This window comes from Roseovarius sp. MMSF_3359 (assembly GCF_030733385.1).
Classification (GTDB): domain Bacteria; phylum Pseudomonadota; class Alphaproteobacteria; order Rhodobacterales; family Rhodobacteraceae; genus Roseovarius.
Genome location: NZ_JASHJC010000014.1, coordinates 40,192 through 57,738, shown reverse-complemented (window position 1 = coordinate 57,738; position 17,547 = coordinate 40,192). Strand labels below are relative to the sequence as shown.

Below are 17,547 nucleotides of genomic sequence, written 5' to 3'. Positions count from 1 at the left end.
CGACCTATGATCGGCACGGGAAAAATAACCGGCCGGCTTGACCGGATCCTGGACAGGTTTGCCTCGCGCCTGGGCATAATCTCGGTCGTCGGCCTGTTGTTTGTCATCTGTGCCGCGGTCGGGTTTTACGTGCAAACCGTCGTGAGCCAGCTGGAGTTCAATCACTCCAAGTTTCGCGATCAGAACGCACGCAACGGATATGTCGCACTGAGCGACATCCACAGGCTCCTGATGGTCACGCAAAAGGCCGTCAATACCGGCGAGATGACGCCAGAGCTGAAGAGCGATTTTGCCAATGCGACCGATGTGCTGTTCGTGCGACTGGATAGCTTGCGGGCGTCCATCGCACAGCACGAGGAAATCAGGTCGGCACCGGCAACGATCAATTCACTGGATCAGATCATCGAGATTGCCGATGCCGCAATCGCCGAGGACAGCCCCGACATTGATCTTCTCATGGACACGCTGCTGGCCGCGGCCGTCGATGCCCGCAGTCATCTGGTTCAGTTCCTCGACGACATGCGGCGGCAGGCGGACAAGGTACTGGACAAACAATCCCGGGCCGTGCGCAAACAGCAGGTTGTTGTGCTCGCCAACCTGACCTGCCTGACCCTGATCGGCTCGGTGGCATTGCTGCTGCTGCGGCGAGAGGTTCTGGGCCGCCGTGCCCGCGAAAGTGCTGAAGCGCGGGTGGAGTTCCTGGCGTTTTTCGATCCACTTACGAGGCTCCCAAACCGGTCGCAGTTTCAGGACAGGCTCGAGAGGATGCTCAAGGACGATCGGCCCTTGGCGCTTCTGTTCATTGACCTGGACGAATTCAAGATGATTAACGATACCTACGGACATGCCGCGGGCGATGCGGTGCTCAAGCATGTCGGGGGCGTACTCTCGAAGCTCGCCAACGAAAACAAGGGGTTCGCAGCTCGTCTGGGCGGGGATGAATACGCCATCGTTGTTCCCAGCGACCATGTGGTCCGGCTGACCAGCCTGTGCCAGCGGATACTGTCCGACGTCGCGGCACCTTTTTCCTTTGAAAGCGAAAGTTTCGAGATCGGGCTGAGCATCGGTCTGGCCACGTCGACACAGGTTTCGCAAAACGAAACGGTGACGCTGGACCTCCTGTCGAGGGTAACCGATTTTGCGCTTTACGCATCCAAATCCGCAGGCCGCGGGTGTTATACATTCTATAATCATGAGCTTGAGGGGCGCTACCAGGAACGCCGCGACATGCTTGAAGAATTGCCTGGCGCCATCCAACACGGTGACCTCGAGGTACATCTGCAACCCAAGGTCACCTTGGTTGACAAAAAGGTCTTCGGATTCGAGGCATTGGTCCGCTGGCGGCGCGGCGGGCAGCTTGTACCGCCCAATCAGTTCATCCTGATCGCCGAGGAAAGCGGCATGGTCGTCGATATCGACCATTTCGTCCTGCGGAATGCCACCAAGATGGTTGCCGATTGGAACACGGATCACGGAACAGATTTTTCGGTCAGCGTTAACCTGTCGGCGCTGCATTTTACATCTGTTCGTATCGTCGAATGGGTGCAGGATGCGCTTTGGTCCTCTTTGTTGAACCCCAGTCGATTGACGCTGGAGATTACGGAGACCATGGAAATGCGCGACTGGAAGCAAGCCCGCTCGGTCATCAGCGGTTTGCGTAAACTTGGCTGCAAAATCGCCATCGACGACTTCGGGACGGGATACTCCTCCTTGGCCTATCTGCGAACCACAAGCGCCGATGAATTGAAGATCGACCGCTCTCTCGTCGAAGAACTCGAAAGCTCCGAAAAAGCCCGCCTGTTGTTGACGTCGGTCATGGATATCGCCCGGAACCTCGAATTCGAGGTCACCGTGGAAGGGATCGAGACCGACCGGCAAGGTTCAATCGTCACGAAAATGGGCGCCCAGAATGGGCAAGGCTACTTTTTTGGCCGTCCGGAAGCGCCAGAAGCGGCATTCAGCGCGGCAATGAACAACAACCGTCCCTCCCGCCAGATGTCCCCGAATTGAGCAGACGATCTCTGAAGCGTTGAGGCACATCCGCGCGCATGCAACCCGAAGAAGGCGTTGCCGCCAGACAATCAACGTTCCGCAACTCGCCAACTATAATCGCGAGACGCTCAGGAGGTCGGTTGGCCCAACCTGCTAGGGGCGCGGTTGTCGAGCCTTCAGGCTCCTATTCCGAGAGTTTCCGAGCAACTGCGCGCAGGAAATCCAGTCCTTGGACCAACTCCCGCTCTTCGATGAACTCATCTGCTCCGTGCGCGCGCTTGATCGTCCCCGGCCCAAACACAACGGTCGAGAGACCCGCATCACTGAAGTACCCGGCATCGGTGCCGAAGGAGACGACATTTCGGCTGTTCTGACCGGTGATCTCGCTGACGAAAGCCGCGGCAGGTCCGGCATTCCGGTCATCCAGCGACGGCACAGCGACTTCGGTGATGATATTGATCGCCGCGTTTTCGTGCACCGCCTTCATTGCTGGCAAAAGCTGCTCCGCCGCATAGGTTTCGATCTCGGCAATGATGACACGGCTGTCTTCCCCCGGCATCCCGCGGAACTCCCAATCGAAATTGCACCACCCCGCCGTCGCGTTTCGTGCTGCTCCGCCTTCAATGGTCCCGATGTTGAAGGTGGCATAAGGTGGCTCGAACGGCGATCCGGGGTATGGCGCCGCGGCCAGCCTGGCGCCGATTTCCTCGATCTTGGCAATGAGCTTGCCGGCCACGGAAATGGCGCTCACGCCTCTGGTGGGGTCGCAGGAATGAACCTCGAACCCGGTAATCTCGGTGCGCATCTCGTCACCGCCCTTGTGACCGGTGACGATATTCATATCCGTGGGTTCGCCCACGATGACGATCGACGGACGATAGGACAGCGTCCCCATCTGCTCCAACAGCACCGGCATGCCGATACCACCGATTTCTTCGTCATAGGTGAAGGCGATATGCACGGGCCGCGTCAAACGGGCCGCCTGAAACACCGGCACGGACGCCATCACACAGGCCAGGAAACCCTTCATGTCGACGGATCCGCGCCCGTAAAACCGATCCCCCTTGCGGGTCAGCTGAAATGGATCCGAAGACCAGTTCTGCCCCTCCACAGGTACGACATCCGTGTGCCCGTTCAGCACGACACCGCCATCGACAGGCGGACCGATGGTCGCAAAGACATTCGCACGCTCACCATCGGCATCGCGGCTGATGGTGACCTCAACGCCCTGCGTTCGCAACCAATCGGAAATGTATCCGACAATCTCGTGGTTTGGCCGGCCCGAAACACTCTCACAGCCCACGAGGCGTTCGAGTATCTCCACCGCAGAAGTCAAAGTATCAGCCACCCGATCGCCCCCCTGTTCCCGCAACTCAACGAAGCCTATCGTGACGTGCTTTGATTCTTCTAGCCATATCTCGCGGGAACGCATCGGCCATCCTTGGAACATCAAGGGCGACGGGCCAAGCCGTTCAATTCAAATGCGAGTTCACGACATTCGGCGCCCGCGACCTGTCCCACACCCAACCCTGCGCTGTATCACGATGCCCATTTTCACGGCATGGGGCATCGCGGCAGGCCAACGCGGCAGCGCGTTATAATTTTTTCTTTTGAAACGATAGAAATTATACGATTGTAGCGACGTCGTTTTCTGCCCTACTGTCAGGTGTCAGAGGTCGGAATCGCAATTCCAGGCTGAAACTTGGGGGAAACCAAAAAACAAAAAAATCCGGGGGGATGGCTGTCATCATAATGTCAACAAAAAGCGCCAGTCCCTCCTTGTCTGACTAAATGTCCAATGGAGGAAACATGAAAAGACTATTGTTATCAGGCGTTGCCGCTGTTGCCTTGCCCGCAGCAGCCTATGCAAACTGCCCGGCGGTTACGGTCGCCGATATGCAGGGCGTGGCCGCGGGCGCATACCCGCAGCAATACGACCTGTCCGAGTTCCAGGCGGCCGCGGGCTGCACCATGGAATTCTCGGCCAACCCGGATATCGCCGCGCTGAACGGCCAGATCAAAGGCAATGGCGAATTGCCAGCTTTGGCCGATCGCCTGCCCGAAGATCCACTTGTTGTCGTGCCTTACGACTCGATCGGCACCTATGGCGGCACGCTCGACGTCCTGTCGAACGCGACCGAAGCCGGCACGTCGGATTTCCTCTCGGTGCGTCACGTCAACCTGGTGCGTTACTCGGATGACTTGCAAACCATCGTGCCAAACATCGCGAAATCGTGGTCGTGGAACGATGATTTCACGCAGCTTACTTTCACACTGCGCAAGGGTCACAAATGGTCCGACGGTGCACCGTTCACGAGCGCCGATGTGAAATTCTGGCACGACAACCTGATGCTGGACACGAACATCTTTGAAAAGCCCAAGGATTACGTGACCGTCGGCGGCGAAACCATGACCGTGGACGCCCCTGATGCCGAAACCGTGGTGTTCAACCTGCCTGCACCCAAGCCGGGCCTGCTGGCACACTTCGCGACGCACTTTGGTCAGGGCTTCCAGCCGATGCACTTCCTGGGTCAGTTCCACCCGGATATTAATGCCGACGCGGATAGCTATGCGCAGAGCCTTGGATTTGAAAACGGCTATGACGCGATCAAAGCCTACTACGGTAACTCGGACTGGACGGACACGCCCACCCCGATGCTGAGCCGTCCGGAGATTGCGGATAACCTGCCCAAGAGCACCTATCCGACGCTCGAAAGCCATATCTACATCACCGACACGACCGAGGGTCGCCACCTTGTGGCCAACCCCTATTTCCATCAGGTTGATCCGACCGGTCAGCAACTGCCCTATATCAGTGAGCAGGACGAGGTCTATATCAACGACAACGAGGTTCGGATCCTCAAACTGGTCAACAACGAAGTCGATTACAAATCGCAATCGTTGCAGCTGGCGTCTGCACCTATCCTTTTGGAAAATCAGGAAAAAGGTGGGTACAACATCTACCTGCGCCCGGAAATCACCATGGGGGCCTTTGGCTTCAACGTGACCCATGAGGACCCGGAAAAGCGCAAGGTTTTCGGCGATCTGCGCTTCCGCGAGGCGATGTCGATTGCGATCAACCGCGACGAGTTGAACGAGGTTGGTTTCTTTGGCCAAGGCACGCCGAAACAGTATGTGGGTTTTTCACCGCTGCCTGAATTTGCGGATGCGTCCTGGGAAAACTACAAGACCGAGTTCGATCCGGATGCCGCTAACGCGCTTCTCGACGAACTGGGCATGGCCGATACCGATGGCGATGGCATTCGCGAGTTGCCCAATGGCGAAAAGCTGGTCCTGAACATGAACTTCTCGACACAAGGGATCGCCGGTCAGACCGTCGAACTGGTCGCGCAGTTCTGGAAGGATGTGGGCATCGACTCGGTGGTCAAGGAAGTGACCCCGGATGAGTATCGCTCGGCGCAATCGTCGAACAAGCTCGACGTGTCCATGTGGCGCAAGGGTCAGCCGCTCGCCATCGTTCTGGGCAACAACGAGCTCTGGGTGCCGCCGTTCGAGAACTACTTTGGCAACCGCACCGGCATGCTCTGGGCGGAATGGGTCGACAGCGATGGATCCGCCGGTGTTGAGCCGCCGGAATACGTCAAAGAGCTGATGGCCGACGTGAACACCCTGCAATCGGCCGATCAGGCCAGCGCAGAGTTCGCCGAAACCGGGGCGCGCATGGTGAAGAACATGGTTGAAAACCTGCTCTTCATCGGCACGGTCAACGCGCCGGCGCCGATCTATCAAAGCCAAAAGTTGCAGAACTTCACCGAGTTCAAGACACACTCCTACGAGTACTACCGGACCTACCCGTACCGGGCCTCGCAGTGGTGGTTGACCGAGTAATCGGCATCGCAACATAACGTGCTGCGGGCGGTTTCGGCTGCCCGCAGACCAAGTACGCAATTGCCGCGCGCCGCCTGATCCGGCGCTCCAAGGCAAAACTACGGAACGGGAACATGCTGCAATTCGGCCGCTTCGTTATAGTCCGGGCGATGATGGCGATGACGACGCTGATTATCGTGTCGCTGGTTGTCTTCACTCTCATGGAATTAGTGCCGGGCGATTGCGCCGAACGGTACCTGGCTTTCAAGAACACCCAAGGGTCGGGGATCTCCGTAGAGGACATCGAAATCGAACGCCAACGGCTCGGCCTTGACCGGCCGTTCCTGGTCCGCTGGTCCAGTTGGATCGTCAACGCCTTTCAGGGCGAATATGGCGATAGCTGCATCCTGAGGGTCAACATCGCGCAGCTTCTGGGCGACAAGTTCATGCTATCCTTGGCCATCTGTCTCGCCGCTCTGGCGCTGGCCTATGCCATCGCGATTCCGGTTGGCATCATTTCGGCCGCGTCGAACAACCCCTTCCTCAACAACGGCCTGCGCCTCTTCAGCTATCTGGGTCTGGCCATGCCAAACTTCCTGCTGGCGCTGATGATCATGCTGGTCTCGACCATATGGTTCGGCGAGACGCTGACCGGATTGTTCAGCAAGGAATACCGCGATGCCCCCTGGGACTGGGACAAGTTCGTCGATCTTTTGAAACACGCCTGGCTGCCGATTTTCATCCTCGGATGGTCGGCCACGGCCTTTGCCCTGCAGACCGTGCGCGCGCTGATGTCCGATGAGATCGGCAAACTCTACGTCACCGCCGCCTCGGCACGGGGTGTTTTTGGCCGCAAGCTCCTGTGGCGCTACCCTGCCCGCCATGCGCTTGGACCCATCGTCAATTCGCTGGGCTTCGACCTGAACCGGATCTTCAACGAATTGCCCATCGTGGCGCTGATCCTGACGCTGACCGAAGCTGGCGCGCTGCTGATCGAGGCGCTGGCGCGCTCGAATGACCAACAACTTGCCGGTGCGATCATCTTCCTGCTGACCGCATCCATCGTCACGCTCAACTTCTTCACCGACATTCTGCTCGCCGTGATTGATCCGCGTGTCCGCAAAAGTATCCTGAGGTAACGGCCATGACTGATGTAACCCCGGACAACCTGCAGGACCAAAAGGCCAAAGAGGCCTATTTCACCGCCTCACAAGGGCAATTGATCTGGGCCCGGTTCAAGAAGCAGCGTGCCGCACTGGTGGCCGCGGTGATCCTTGTGGCAATGATGCTGTCGGGCATCTTCGCGCCCTTCCTGTCGCCCTATGATCCCACGATTGCGGGCCGCGACAAGGATTACACCAACGGCGCGCCACAACTCCCCAAATTCTGCGATAGCAATGGCTGCTCCGCCCGGCCCTTCATCCACGCGGTCAAACGCGAACGCTCGATGGCCACGAATTTCCGCTGGGTGACCACGGTGGACGAGGACACGCGCCTTTACATGAAGTTCTTTGTCGAAGGCGATGATTACCACCTCTTTGACCTGATCCACATGGACACGCATCTTTTCGGCGTCGAGGGCGGCAAGATCCACCTCTTTGGTACCGATGAGGACGGGCAGGATATCTTCTCGCGCACGCTCCATGCGATCTGGACCTCGATGAAGGTGGGCTCCATCGGTGTCTTCATAGCCTTCGTGCTGGCTTTGATAATCGGAGGGGTGTCCGGCTATTACGGCGGCTGGATCGACGGGGTCATACAAATGATAACCGACGCGGTCCGAACGGTGCCCGCCATCCCCCTCTTCATGGCGGTGGCGGCCTTCATGCCGCCGGAAATGACGGCGGAGGCGAGGTTTTTCTACATATCCCTCATATTGGGCTTCATCGGGTGGCCCACCCTGGCACGGCGTGTGCGAACGCATCTTCTGACTGAGCGGAACCAGGAATACGTGCTGGCGGCACAGCTTTGCGGCGCGAAGCCCGGCCACGTGATCCGGCGCCACCTCCTGCCCAGCTTCACCAGCTACATCATCGTCGATCTGGTGATCTCCTTCCCCTACATGGTCCTGTCGGAAACCGCGCTCAGCTTCATCGGTCTGGGCCTCAAGGACCCGGTAAGTTCTCTGGGCGTGATGCTGCAGAAAGCCACCAGCGCCGATGTACTCCTGAACTATCAATGGTATTTCATCCCGGTGATCTTCTTCATCGTGCTGGTCATGGCCTTCGTCTTCGTCGGTGATGGGTTGCGCGATGCGGCGGATCCCTATTCGGAGGGCAAGAAATGAGCCTTCTGAACGTCGAGAACCTGACCCTGCAATTCGACACGGACGAGGGCCGGATCACCGCCGTCGACAATGTCTCCTTCTCGCTGGAACCCGGCGAGGTGATGGGACTAGTGGGCGAAAGTGGCTCGGGCAAATCGGTCACGGCCAAATCGCTGATGAAGCTCAATGCCGGGAACGGACATTACACACCGGAATCGAAGATTACCCTGCACCTGGATGACGGCCCGGTTGACGTCATGTCGCTTAAGACCCCGCGCGAGATGCAGGTCGTGCGTGGCGGCGCCATTTCGATGATCTTCCAGGAGCCGATGGCGAGTTTTGCCCCGGCCTTGACGATCGGCAAGCAGATGGTCGAGCAGCTTCTGATCCATTCGGACATGACCAAGAAGCAGGCCAAGGAATTGTCGATCGAGATGCTGGATCGCGTCGGTATCTCCGACGCCGCGACCCGCTTCGGCCAATATGCGTTCGAGATGTCGGGCGGGATGCGCCAACGGGCGATGATCGCCATGGCGCTCAGCACCAAACCGAAACTGCTGATCGCCGATGAGCCGACAACCGCGCTTGACGTCACCATCCAGGCCCAGGTGATCGACCTGATGAAGGACCTCGTGGACGAGTTCCACATGGGCATCATCTTCATCACCCATGATCTGGGCGTAGTGGCGCAGACCGCGGACAAGGTGGCGGTGATGTATCTCGGCCGGATGATCGAACAGGGGCCCGTGCGCGACGTGATCCGCCGGCCGCAGCACCCCTATACCCAGGGCCTCCTGGACGCGTTGCCCAAGCTCGATGATCTCGAGGCACCGCTGACCCCGGTGGCGGGCGACATTCCCTCGCCGCTTGAACGCCCCTCGGGCTGTGTGTTTCACACCCGCTGCCCGAAGATCATCGGGGACGTGTGCAAACGCGATGTGCCGCAATGGGCAGACACCGGTGAAAACCACCGTACCGCCTGTCACCTCTGCGCCGAGAAGGGAGAAGCGGCATGAGCGATGATCTTCTGATCTCAACCCGCGATCTCTGCGTCGAATTCAAGATCGGCGGCGGGCTCTTTACCAAGCAGATCCTCAAGGCGGTGGATGGTATTTCCATCGACATCCCGCGCGGGTCGTTCTTTGGTGTCGTGGGCGAGAGCGGGTCGGGCAAGACGACCCTGGGCCGCGCGCTTTTGAAGGCAGTGCCGATTGCGCGGGGCGATGCGAATTACGACGATGGCGAGGTTCAGTATGACCTGACCACACTCGCCGGGCCGGAGCTCAAGGATTACCGCAAGCGCGCGCAGCTTATTTTTCAGGATCCCTACGCCGCGCTCTCGCCGCGCATGACCGTGCGCGACATCATCGCCGAGCCGCTCGAGGTCATGGGCCTGACCAAGACCCGCGAGGAAACCGATGCCCGGGTCCGGGAGATCGCTGAAAAATGCCGGTTGAACCTCGAACATTTGCGGCGCTTCCCGCATGCCTTCTCCGGCGGACAGCGGCAGCGGATTTCGATCGCCCGCGCGCTGGTCTCCGGGCCGCAGTTCATCGTGGCCGACGAAAGCGTGGCCGCCCTCGACGTGTCGATCCAGGCCGACGTTCTGAACCTCCTCAAGGAGTTGCAGCGCGACCTGCGGATCACCTTCATGTTCATCAGCCACGACCTCAGCGTCGTTGCCCATACTTGCGATCACGTGGCGGTCATGTATCTGGGCCGGATCGTCGAAAGCGCGCCCACGCGGCAACTCTTTGAAAACCCGCGCCACCCCTATACCAAGGCGCTTTTCTCGGCGATCCCCTCGCTCGATCCCGACGATCGCGGCAAGGCGCAGAAGCTCGAAGGCGAAATCCCCTCGCCCACCAACCAGCCGCCGGGATGCAAATTCCACACCCGCTGCCCCTTTGCCACCGATATCTGCAAACGCGAGGAACCCCCTCTCGACACCTGCGAGGAAGGCCACGCCGTCTCGTGCCATCACTGGCAGGAACTCGGCGAAGCCGTCCCCGCCTGACAGGCACTCCCTTGGGATAAGGAACATGGCAATGGCGCGACGTCGAAACGTGCTGTTCATCCTGATCGACCAGTTGCGGGCCGATCTTTTGCACGGACCGATCGCGGATCATGTCGATCTGCCCAACCTGCGCGCCTTCATGGACGAGGCGGTGGCGTTTCGCCGCCACTACTCGGTCTGCAATCCCTGCGGTCCCTCGCGCGCGTCGATCCTGACCGGGCAATATGCGATGAACCACCGCTCTGTCCGCAACGGCACGCCGCTGCGCCATGATGCGCCAAACCTGGCGCTTGAGGTGCGCAAACTGGGGTACGCGCCGCTGCTCTTCGGTTATTCCGACACCTCGCTGGACCCGCGCGTGCATGACGCCGATGACCCGCGCCTGCGGACCTATGAAGGGGTCATGCCGGGTTTTGACGAAGTGGTCGAAATGGGCTCAGAGGTCTCGCAGCCCTGGCGCGACGATCTGGCGGCAAAGGGCTACGACCTGCCGGACTACGCCCGGTTCTACGAACCCCAACCCGCCCCCGGGGCGCCACGACGCCTGGACGATCCGGTTTTCTACCGCGCCGAGGACAGCGATACCGCCTTTCTGACCAATGCGTTTCTGGAGGATCTGCGGGGCCGTGAAAACACGGGCTGGTTTGCCCATCTGACCTATATCCGCCCGCATCCACCCCTGGTCGCACCTGCGCCCTACAACCGGATGTATGACCCGCAGGCGCTTCCGCCGCCCGCCGCCGTCCCTGACGACGATCATCCCTTCCTCAGGACCTGCGCGCAGGTGCAGCGGGCGATCAAGACCGTCGACGGGTTCGACACCCTGGACGAGACCCCTGATAACATCCAGACGCTGCGCGCGATCTACCTTGGCCTCGCCACGGAGGTTGACCACCATATCGGCCGCGTAATCGCATTTCTCCGCGAGACCGGGCAATATGACGACACGCTGATCGTGATCGGCGCGGATCACGGCGAGATGCTCGGCGATTTCGGTGTCTGGGGCAAAACGAATGTCTATGACGCGGGCTATCATGTACCGCTTCTGATCCGTGATCCGCGGGGCGTGTCGGGGCGCACGGTCGACCTGCCAACCGAATCCGTTGATGTCATGCCGACGATCCTTGAATGGCTGGGCGGTGACGTGCCAAGCGCGGTGAATGGCCGGTCACTGATGCCCTTCCTTCAAGGCAATACCCCGGAGGATTGGCGCAAAAGCAGCTATTCCGAACTGGCCTTCGGGAACCCGGTAACCCCGACCTTCTGGCAATCGGAGCTTGGGCTGTCGGAGGCGGAGGCCAACATGGCCATCCTGCGCAAGGGGGATCTGACCCTGATCCATTTCAACGGCGGCCTCCCTCCCATCCTTTTCGATCACACCGCGGGGGGCGAGCAGGTCAACATCGCCGCAGACACCACCCGCGCGGCGGACCTGCTGTCGATGACGCAGGCGATGCTGGATCACCGGATGCGATTTGCCGACAGCACCTTGTCGAAAACCATGCTGACCAAGGCAGGCCCGGTGACCGGTACGTAACGCCCCCGCACAAACACCGTTTCCGCCCAACTGCCCCCTTCTTTGCCGCGCATAAACCCCTATACTGCGCCCGAGCAGACAGGCAGAAGCGAGCCGGCAATGGCCCGACGGGCAAAATCAAACCAACCCTACAATATCATGGTCGTGGGTCAGGGTGGCCGCCTGCAATACGAGGCAATCATCTTTGCCGCCTCGCTGCGCGCCCATTCGCCGGGGTTCGAAGGCCGCCTGCTGGTAGCCGAGCCGCAGCCGGGAACACAATGGCAAGGCGATCCCCGCATTCGCGGCGATGAGACGCGCGAGGTGCTCGACCGGCTGGGGGCGGAAATCATCCCCTTCGAGGCAACGCATTTCGGCGACGCCTACCCCTATGGCAACAAGATCGAGGCGCTTTTTGCCCTGCCCGAAGGCGAGCCGTTCGTGTTTTTCGACACTGATACGCTTGTCACCGGCGAGGTCGCGAGTGTCCCGTTTGATTTCGACCGCCCCACCGCGTCGCTCAGGCGCGAGGGGACCTGGCCCAAGCTCGAACTCTACGGTCCCGGCTATGGGGCGATCTGGAAATCGCTCTACGACATGTTCGATCTCGATTTCGAAAGCGCGCTCGACCCGGTTTTTCCGGACGAATACTGGCAACGCTACCCCTATTTCAACGCCGGGTTCTTCTTCTACAAATGCCCGCATGCCTTCGGCGAAAAATTCCTCGAATACGCGCTTGCGATCCGCGACACCCCGCCCCCTGAACTGATCGTGCAGGAGCTTGACCCGTGGCTCGATCAGGTCGCCCTGCCCCTGGTCATCCACGCGCTTGGTGGCGGAAAACACACCCTGCCGCCGGGCCTTCTCGATGGCGATGTGACCTGCCATTACCGGGTTTTGCCCCTGCTCTACGCCCGTGAGGCCGACCGCGTGGTCGAGGTGCTTGAAGAGGTCACAGCCCCCAATTGGATCAAGAAAGTGCTCAAGAAATACGACCCGATGAAACGGATGATCTACCAGGGGCGCGGCCACAAGGTGCGTGATCTTTTTGACCGCGACAACCTTCCCCGCCGCGAACAGGCCATTCGCAACACGATCAAGCGCAACGGGTTCTGGATGCGATGACATCCTCTGGGTTGACGACAATCGCGCGCACCTTTCGACAGATCGACGCGGCCCTGACCATTGCCGCGTTGGACGGCGCTGGTTTCCGGGTTTTCGCGCCGCATTTTCACATCCACGGCACAACCCCGCATTTTGCCATCGCCTATGGCGGCATCGCCATTCAGGTTCCAGACAGCGAGGCCCCGGAAGCGGTCGCGTTCCTGCACGCCCTGAACACCCCGGTGCCGGACAACGAAGCGCCATTGCCGGCGCCACCGGCGGGTTATCGTCGCGGATGGTCCTATTCGCTGCGCCAGATCCTGTTCTTTCTCATGGGGGGCTCAAGTCCACCGGCGGGTCTGTTTCTACGCGCCCTTTTGCGGACCGGGGATTATGCCCACAATGAGTTGTGACATGCCGGCGGATCACCTAAACATCTTTCCAAACATATTTGAGGAGACCCCGAATGTCCTATGGCTTTGACACGCTGCAAATCCACGCGGGCGCCCGCCCCGATCCGGCAACAGGCGCGCGGCAGACGCCGATTTACCAGACAACGGCCTATGTGTTTCGCGACGCAGAACACGCCGCGGCGCTCTTCAACCTGCAGGAAGTCGGCTACATCTATTCGCGGCTGACGAACCCGACCGTGGCCGTGCTTCAAGAACGTATCGCCACCCTCGAAGGTGGTGTCGGCGCGGTCTGCTGTTCCTCGGGTCACGCCGCGCAGATCATGGCGCTTTTCCCGCTGATGTCGCCGGGCTGCAACGTCGTTGTCTCCACCCGGCTTTACGGCGGATCGGTCACGCAGTTCAGCCAAACGATCAAGCGTTTCGGTTGGGAGGCCAAATTCGTCGATATCGACGATATGGATGCGATTGCGGCAGCAATTGACGACAACACCCGCGCTGTCTTCTGCGAGTCCATCGCCAATCCCGGCGGACATATCGCGGACATCGCGGCGGTGGCCAAGGTGGCCGACGATGCGGGCCTGCCGCTCATCGTCGACAACACCACCGCCTCGCCCTATCTCTGCCGCCCGATCGAACATGGCGCCACGCTGGTCGTGCATTCGATGACGAAATACCTGACGGGTAACGGCTCGGTCACCGGTGGCGTGGTGGTCGATTCCGGCAAGTTCGACTGGTCCGCCAGCGACAAGTTTCCCTCGCTCAGCCAGCCGGAGCCTGCCTATCACGGTCTCAAGTTCCACGAAACCTTCGGACCGCTGGCCTTTACCTTCCACGGGATTGCCATCGGTCTGCGAGATCTGGGCATGACGCTGAACCCACAGGCGGCGCATTACACGCTGATGGGGATCGAAACGCTGAGCCTCCGGATGCAACGCCATTGCGAAAACGCCCAGGCCGTGGCCGAATGGCTCGAAAAAGACGACCGGATCGAGGCGGTGACCTATGCGGGTCTCAAATCCTCGCCCTACAACAGCCGGGTCAAGAAGGTCTGCCCGAAAGGGGCCGGTGGCCTCTTCACCGTGGCGTTGAAGGCCGGGTATGATGGCTGCGTCAAGCTGGTCGACAACCTCGAACTCTTTAGCCACGTGGCCAACCTGGGCGACACCCGCTCGCTCATCATCCATTCGGCCAGCACCACGCACCGTCAGTTGACGCCTGAACAACAGGAAGCCGCGGGCGCCAGCCCGAATGTCGTGCGCATCTCCATCGGCATCGAGGATCTGGACGATATCATCGCCGATCTGGACCAGGCGCTTTCCAAGGCGTCCGCCTGAAGCGGTATTCAAGTCGATCTCAGCCGCCCGGACTTCCCGGGCGGCATGCGTCTGAAAGGGTAAAGAGCTTCCTGGAGCGTACTTTTGTCAAGAATAGTCGCCAGGAGAATGCGCTTTGAGCCCGGAGCGGACATCTCCAAACTGTGACCAAAGCCGCGTGATTGCCAGACCGCGGGATGGCGAACAACTGTCGTCAAACGCGCTTAATGGTTGCCAAGTCCGAAAAACCGCAATTCGGAGCGTAACCTCACCCAATCGCCAGCCCTTGCGGGCGGTCTGGCGATCGCGCGGCGGCCTGCGGCCTTGATTCCGCGCGGGACATGAAACTCGAAAGGCAGCTTCGTCCAAAATCCTGACGCAAGTTGAACCAACGCTCGACACGCCGAACGCTTCGCCTCGACCGCCCTACAAGGGCAACCACCGCTTGGCATGGCTTTTTCTTCCCCTCGGCGCATAACTGCTGTAAATTCCGCTCCAGTACGAGTTGATCTCCCGCAGGTCGTGCCTAGGTGTTAGAGCGTTGACCATGAAACCGAATTTTGCCTTGACCCTCTCCTTCGAAGGGATCGGCCTGTTACACCGGGCCTTTCCGGGGTGGCATCTTGTGGGCGAGATCGACCTGGACAACAGCGATCTGCTGGCAGATCTGAAAATGCTCCGCGAAAAGGCCGTTGCACTGGACCCTTCGGGCCTGCGCAGCAAGCTGGTGCTTCCCAATGACCAGATCCGGTATATCAGCTTCACAGCCGCCGACGCGGACCCCGATCAACTGCCCTCGCTCGTCAAACAGAACCTGGACGGGGCCACGCCTTATGACCTCGACGATCTTGTCTATGACTGGTCGCAGGACGGTGAAAGTGTGCATGTGGCAGCCGTTGCCCGTGAAACGCTGCGCGAGGCGGAAGCCTTCGCAAAGGAACATCGCTTCAATCCGATCTGCTTTGTCGCCATCCCCGAAAACGGCAGTTTCAAGGGAGAGCCATTCTTTGGCGCAACGGCGCTTGCCGCGGAAATTGCCGAGAACGGGCAAGAGGTCGAGCGTGACACCGCGCCCGTCCGGGTAATTGGCACCGCGCGGTTGCCCGACCCGACGGCAACCCATGCGGAGAAAACGGAAGACGAAGAGACGGAAGCCTCCGCTGCCCCGCCGCCCTCCCAACAGGCCGACGAAGAGGAGCTTGTGGAAACCGGGTTTGCCGAACCCCCGGCACCATTTGACGGGCCGGATGTGGCGGAGGTGACCGATGACCCGGATACCGAAACACCGCCTGAAGCAACACCAGAAACGGCTTTTTCCAGCATCCGTGCACATCGCGGTGATGCGCCGACAACGGCGCCGAAGTTGGAAGGTGTAGCGCGGCATTTCACGCCGGTACCGGTATCGGCGGAGGTCGTGGCCGACCACTTGCCCGGGGATCCGGACGAGGACGCGACGCCAGATCCCTCCACGGATGAGATCACGCCGTCGGAGCCGGAACTCACCCACATTCCACCTGCCCCACCGCAACCCATCCACGCAAGCGACCCGGCGGCGTTCACCACGCGTCGCACGGCGCCAATCGCCGCACCCATTGTGGCCCCGGTCGCCGCCTCACCCCCGCGCGCGCAGGAAGCGTTTTTCGAGGACGAAGAACAGCGCATGACCGTATTCGGCGCGCGCGATGCAGCGATGATCGGCGGCAAGCCCAGATATCTGGGCCTGATCCTGACGGCGGTGTTGCTGCTGTTTCTAGCGGGCGTGGCGGCCTGGGCGTCGATCTTCCTCGATGACGGGTTGGCGCGCTTCTTTCGCGATGACCCCGACGTGACCGTGGCCCAGGTGCCAGCAGCGCCCGAGCCCACCGGCGAAGAGGAAGCCATCGTTGCGGCCCTGACGTCGCCGTCGGACGACGTGAACGACGCGTTGCGCGAGGCGTTGAGCCAACCCAAACCTGCGGAACTGACCGAAGACGAGGCCCGCGCGCGCTATGCGGCGACGGGGATCTGGCTTGTGGCGCCGGAACCCTCGAAAGCCCCTGCTGCCGAGACTTTCGACGATTTCTACCAGACCTCTATCGACCGGGACATCACGATCGAAGATCCCGTCGCCGTGCCGGACGCGGCCACGCTGATGACCGATGAGCGCCCACTATCTCCCAACTCACCGACCAGTGCGGGGACGAAATTCACTCTTGATGAACGGGGTCTTGTCGTGGCGACGGCGCAAGGCGCGCTCACCCCCGATGGCATCCGTGTCTTTGCCGGTCAGCCGCCGATCCGCCCCGCGGCCATGCCGCGGCGTGAACGGGTCGAAGACGTGATCGACCCAGAGGCGATAGCGCAACCTGAACTCGCCGCCTTCCGCCCGAATTCGCGACCTGCCGACCTCGCGGAAAAGATCGAACGTGGCGCGCTCAGCGGCCGCACCCGGACCGAACTGGCGGCGCTACGTCCCAAACTCCGCCCCCAGAGCGCGCAGGAAGCCGCGGAGCTGGCCGCACAACAAGCGGCTCAGCAAGCAACGCAGGAGACTGCGGCCGCAACCGCAACGACACAGCCCTTTATTGATCTCGACGCGGTCAATAGTGCGGTCACGGAGGCCGTGCAGAGCGATACAGGTTTTGCCTCGGCCACGCCGCAGGCGGTCGCCTCTTCGCTCAAGCCCCTGACGCGCCCGCGCAATTTCGACCGGATCGTCCGGCAAAGTACCGAAAGCCAGCAGGCAGTTGCCGTGAGTGCCGCGCAGAAGGTCGCCCCGCGCATCCCGACGGCCACCAGCGTGGCCAAGCAGGCGACACAGCGCAACGTGCTGCGGCTGCGCAAGGTCAACCTAATCGGCGTCTACGGATCACCCAACAGCCGCCGCGCCCTCGTTCGCCTGTCGAACGGGCGCTACAAGAAGGTCAAAGTCGGCGATCGGCTTGACGGCGGCCGGGTCTCGGCCATTGGCGACACCGAGCTGCGCTACCAGAAAAGCGGCCGTAGCGTTGTGCTGAAAATGCCCAAAGGTTAGGGGCCGATCGCGCCCAACGAAAACCGAATAGCTGCTGCACCTTGTAAACCAGCCAGAACCAAATAGACTTTCACCGGACGCGACG

Annotated in this window: 12 protein-coding genes; 11 read left to right on the top strand and 1 reads right to left on the bottom strand. The window is 60.5% G+C overall.

Annotation, left to right across the window (positions count from 1 at the left end; translation table 11 throughout):
* Window positions 1–6: 6 nt before the first annotated feature.
* A complete protein-coding gene (locus RBB29_RS17940) occupies window positions 7–2,010 on the top strand; it encodes a bifunctional diguanylate cyclase/phosphodiesterase (RefSeq protein WP_306115702.1) in 2,004 nt (667 codons plus the stop codon).
* Window positions 2,011–2,176: 166 nt separating this feature from the next.
* Here RBB29_RS17940 and argE read toward each other — a convergent pair whose 3' ends face one another.
* Window positions 2,177–3,340, bottom strand: coding sequence for an acetylornithine deacetylase (argE, locus tag RBB29_RS17935; protein WP_306115701.1), 1,164 nt, complete (start codon window positions 3,338–3,340; stop codon window positions 2,177–2,179).
* A gap of 461 nt (window positions 3,341–3,801) precedes the next feature.
* Between argE and RBB29_RS17930 the strand changes: the two genes are divergently transcribed.
* From RBB29_RS17930 to RBB29_RS17885, 10 genes are all read left to right on the top strand, one after another.
* The gene (locus RBB29_RS17930) at window positions 3,802–5,841 is read left to right on the top strand and encodes an ABC transporter substrate-binding protein (RefSeq protein ID WP_306115700.1); all 2,040 of its coding nucleotides are present in this window, start codon (window positions 3,802–3,804) and stop codon (window positions 5,839–5,841) included.
* Window positions 5,842–5,954: 113 nt separating this feature from the next.
* Window positions 5,955–6,959 carry an ABC transporter permease gene (locus RBB29_RS17925; protein ID WP_306115699.1) on the top strand — a complete coding sequence of 335 codons (1,005 nt, stop codon included), beginning with the start codon at window positions 5,955–5,957 and terminating at the stop codon, window positions 6,957–6,959.
* Between the two features lie 5 nt (window positions 6,960–6,964).
* On the top strand, window positions 6,965–8,107 hold the full coding sequence (locus RBB29_RS17920; RefSeq protein ID WP_306115698.1) for an ABC transporter permease: 1,143 nt from the start codon (window positions 6,965–6,967) through the stop codon (window positions 8,105–8,107).
* Window positions 8,104–9,102 (top strand): ABC transporter ATP-binding protein, encoded by a 999-nt coding sequence (locus tag RBB29_RS17915; protein WP_306115697.1) that lies wholly within the window; start codon window positions 8,104–8,106, stop codon window positions 9,100–9,102. Before RBB29_RS17920 ends, RBB29_RS17915 begins: the two co-directional genes overlap by 4 nt.
* The gene (locus tag RBB29_RS17910; protein WP_306115696.1) at window positions 9,099–10,103 is read left to right on the top strand and encodes an ABC transporter ATP-binding protein; all 1,005 of its coding nucleotides are present in this window, start codon (window positions 9,099–9,101) and stop codon (window positions 10,101–10,103) included. The genes RBB29_RS17915 and RBB29_RS17910 overlap by 4 nt, the downstream gene beginning before the upstream one ends.
* A gap of 31 nt (window positions 10,104–10,134) precedes the next feature.
* Window positions 10,135–11,640, top strand: a complete 1,506-nt coding sequence (locus RBB29_RS17905) for a sulfatase-like hydrolase/transferase (RefSeq protein ID WP_306115695.1) — start codon at window positions 10,135–10,137, stop codon at window positions 11,638–11,640.
* Window positions 11,641–11,739: 99 nt separating this feature from the next.
* The gene (locus RBB29_RS17900) at window positions 11,740–12,744 is read left to right on the top strand and encodes a hypothetical protein (protein WP_306115694.1); all 1,005 of its coding nucleotides are present in this window, start codon (window positions 11,740–11,742) and stop codon (window positions 12,742–12,744) included.
* Between the two features lie 11 nt (window positions 12,745–12,755).
* A complete protein-coding gene (locus RBB29_RS17895) occupies window positions 12,756–13,136 on the top strand; it encodes a hypothetical protein (RefSeq protein ID WP_306121195.1) in 381 nt (126 codons plus the stop codon).
* A 53-nt stretch (window positions 13,137–13,189) separates the two neighbouring features.
* Window positions 13,190–14,470 carry an O-acetylhomoserine aminocarboxypropyltransferase/cysteine synthase family protein gene (locus RBB29_RS17890; RefSeq protein WP_306115692.1) on the top strand — a complete coding sequence of 427 codons (1,281 nt, stop codon included), beginning with the start codon at window positions 13,190–13,192 and terminating at the stop codon, window positions 14,468–14,470.
* Between the two features lie 526 nt (window positions 14,471–14,996).
* Entirely contained in the window at window positions 14,997–17,462 is a 2,466-nt protein-coding gene (locus tag RBB29_RS17885; protein WP_306115691.1) for a hypothetical protein, read from the top strand.
* Window positions 17,463–17,547 lie beyond the last annotated feature (85 nt).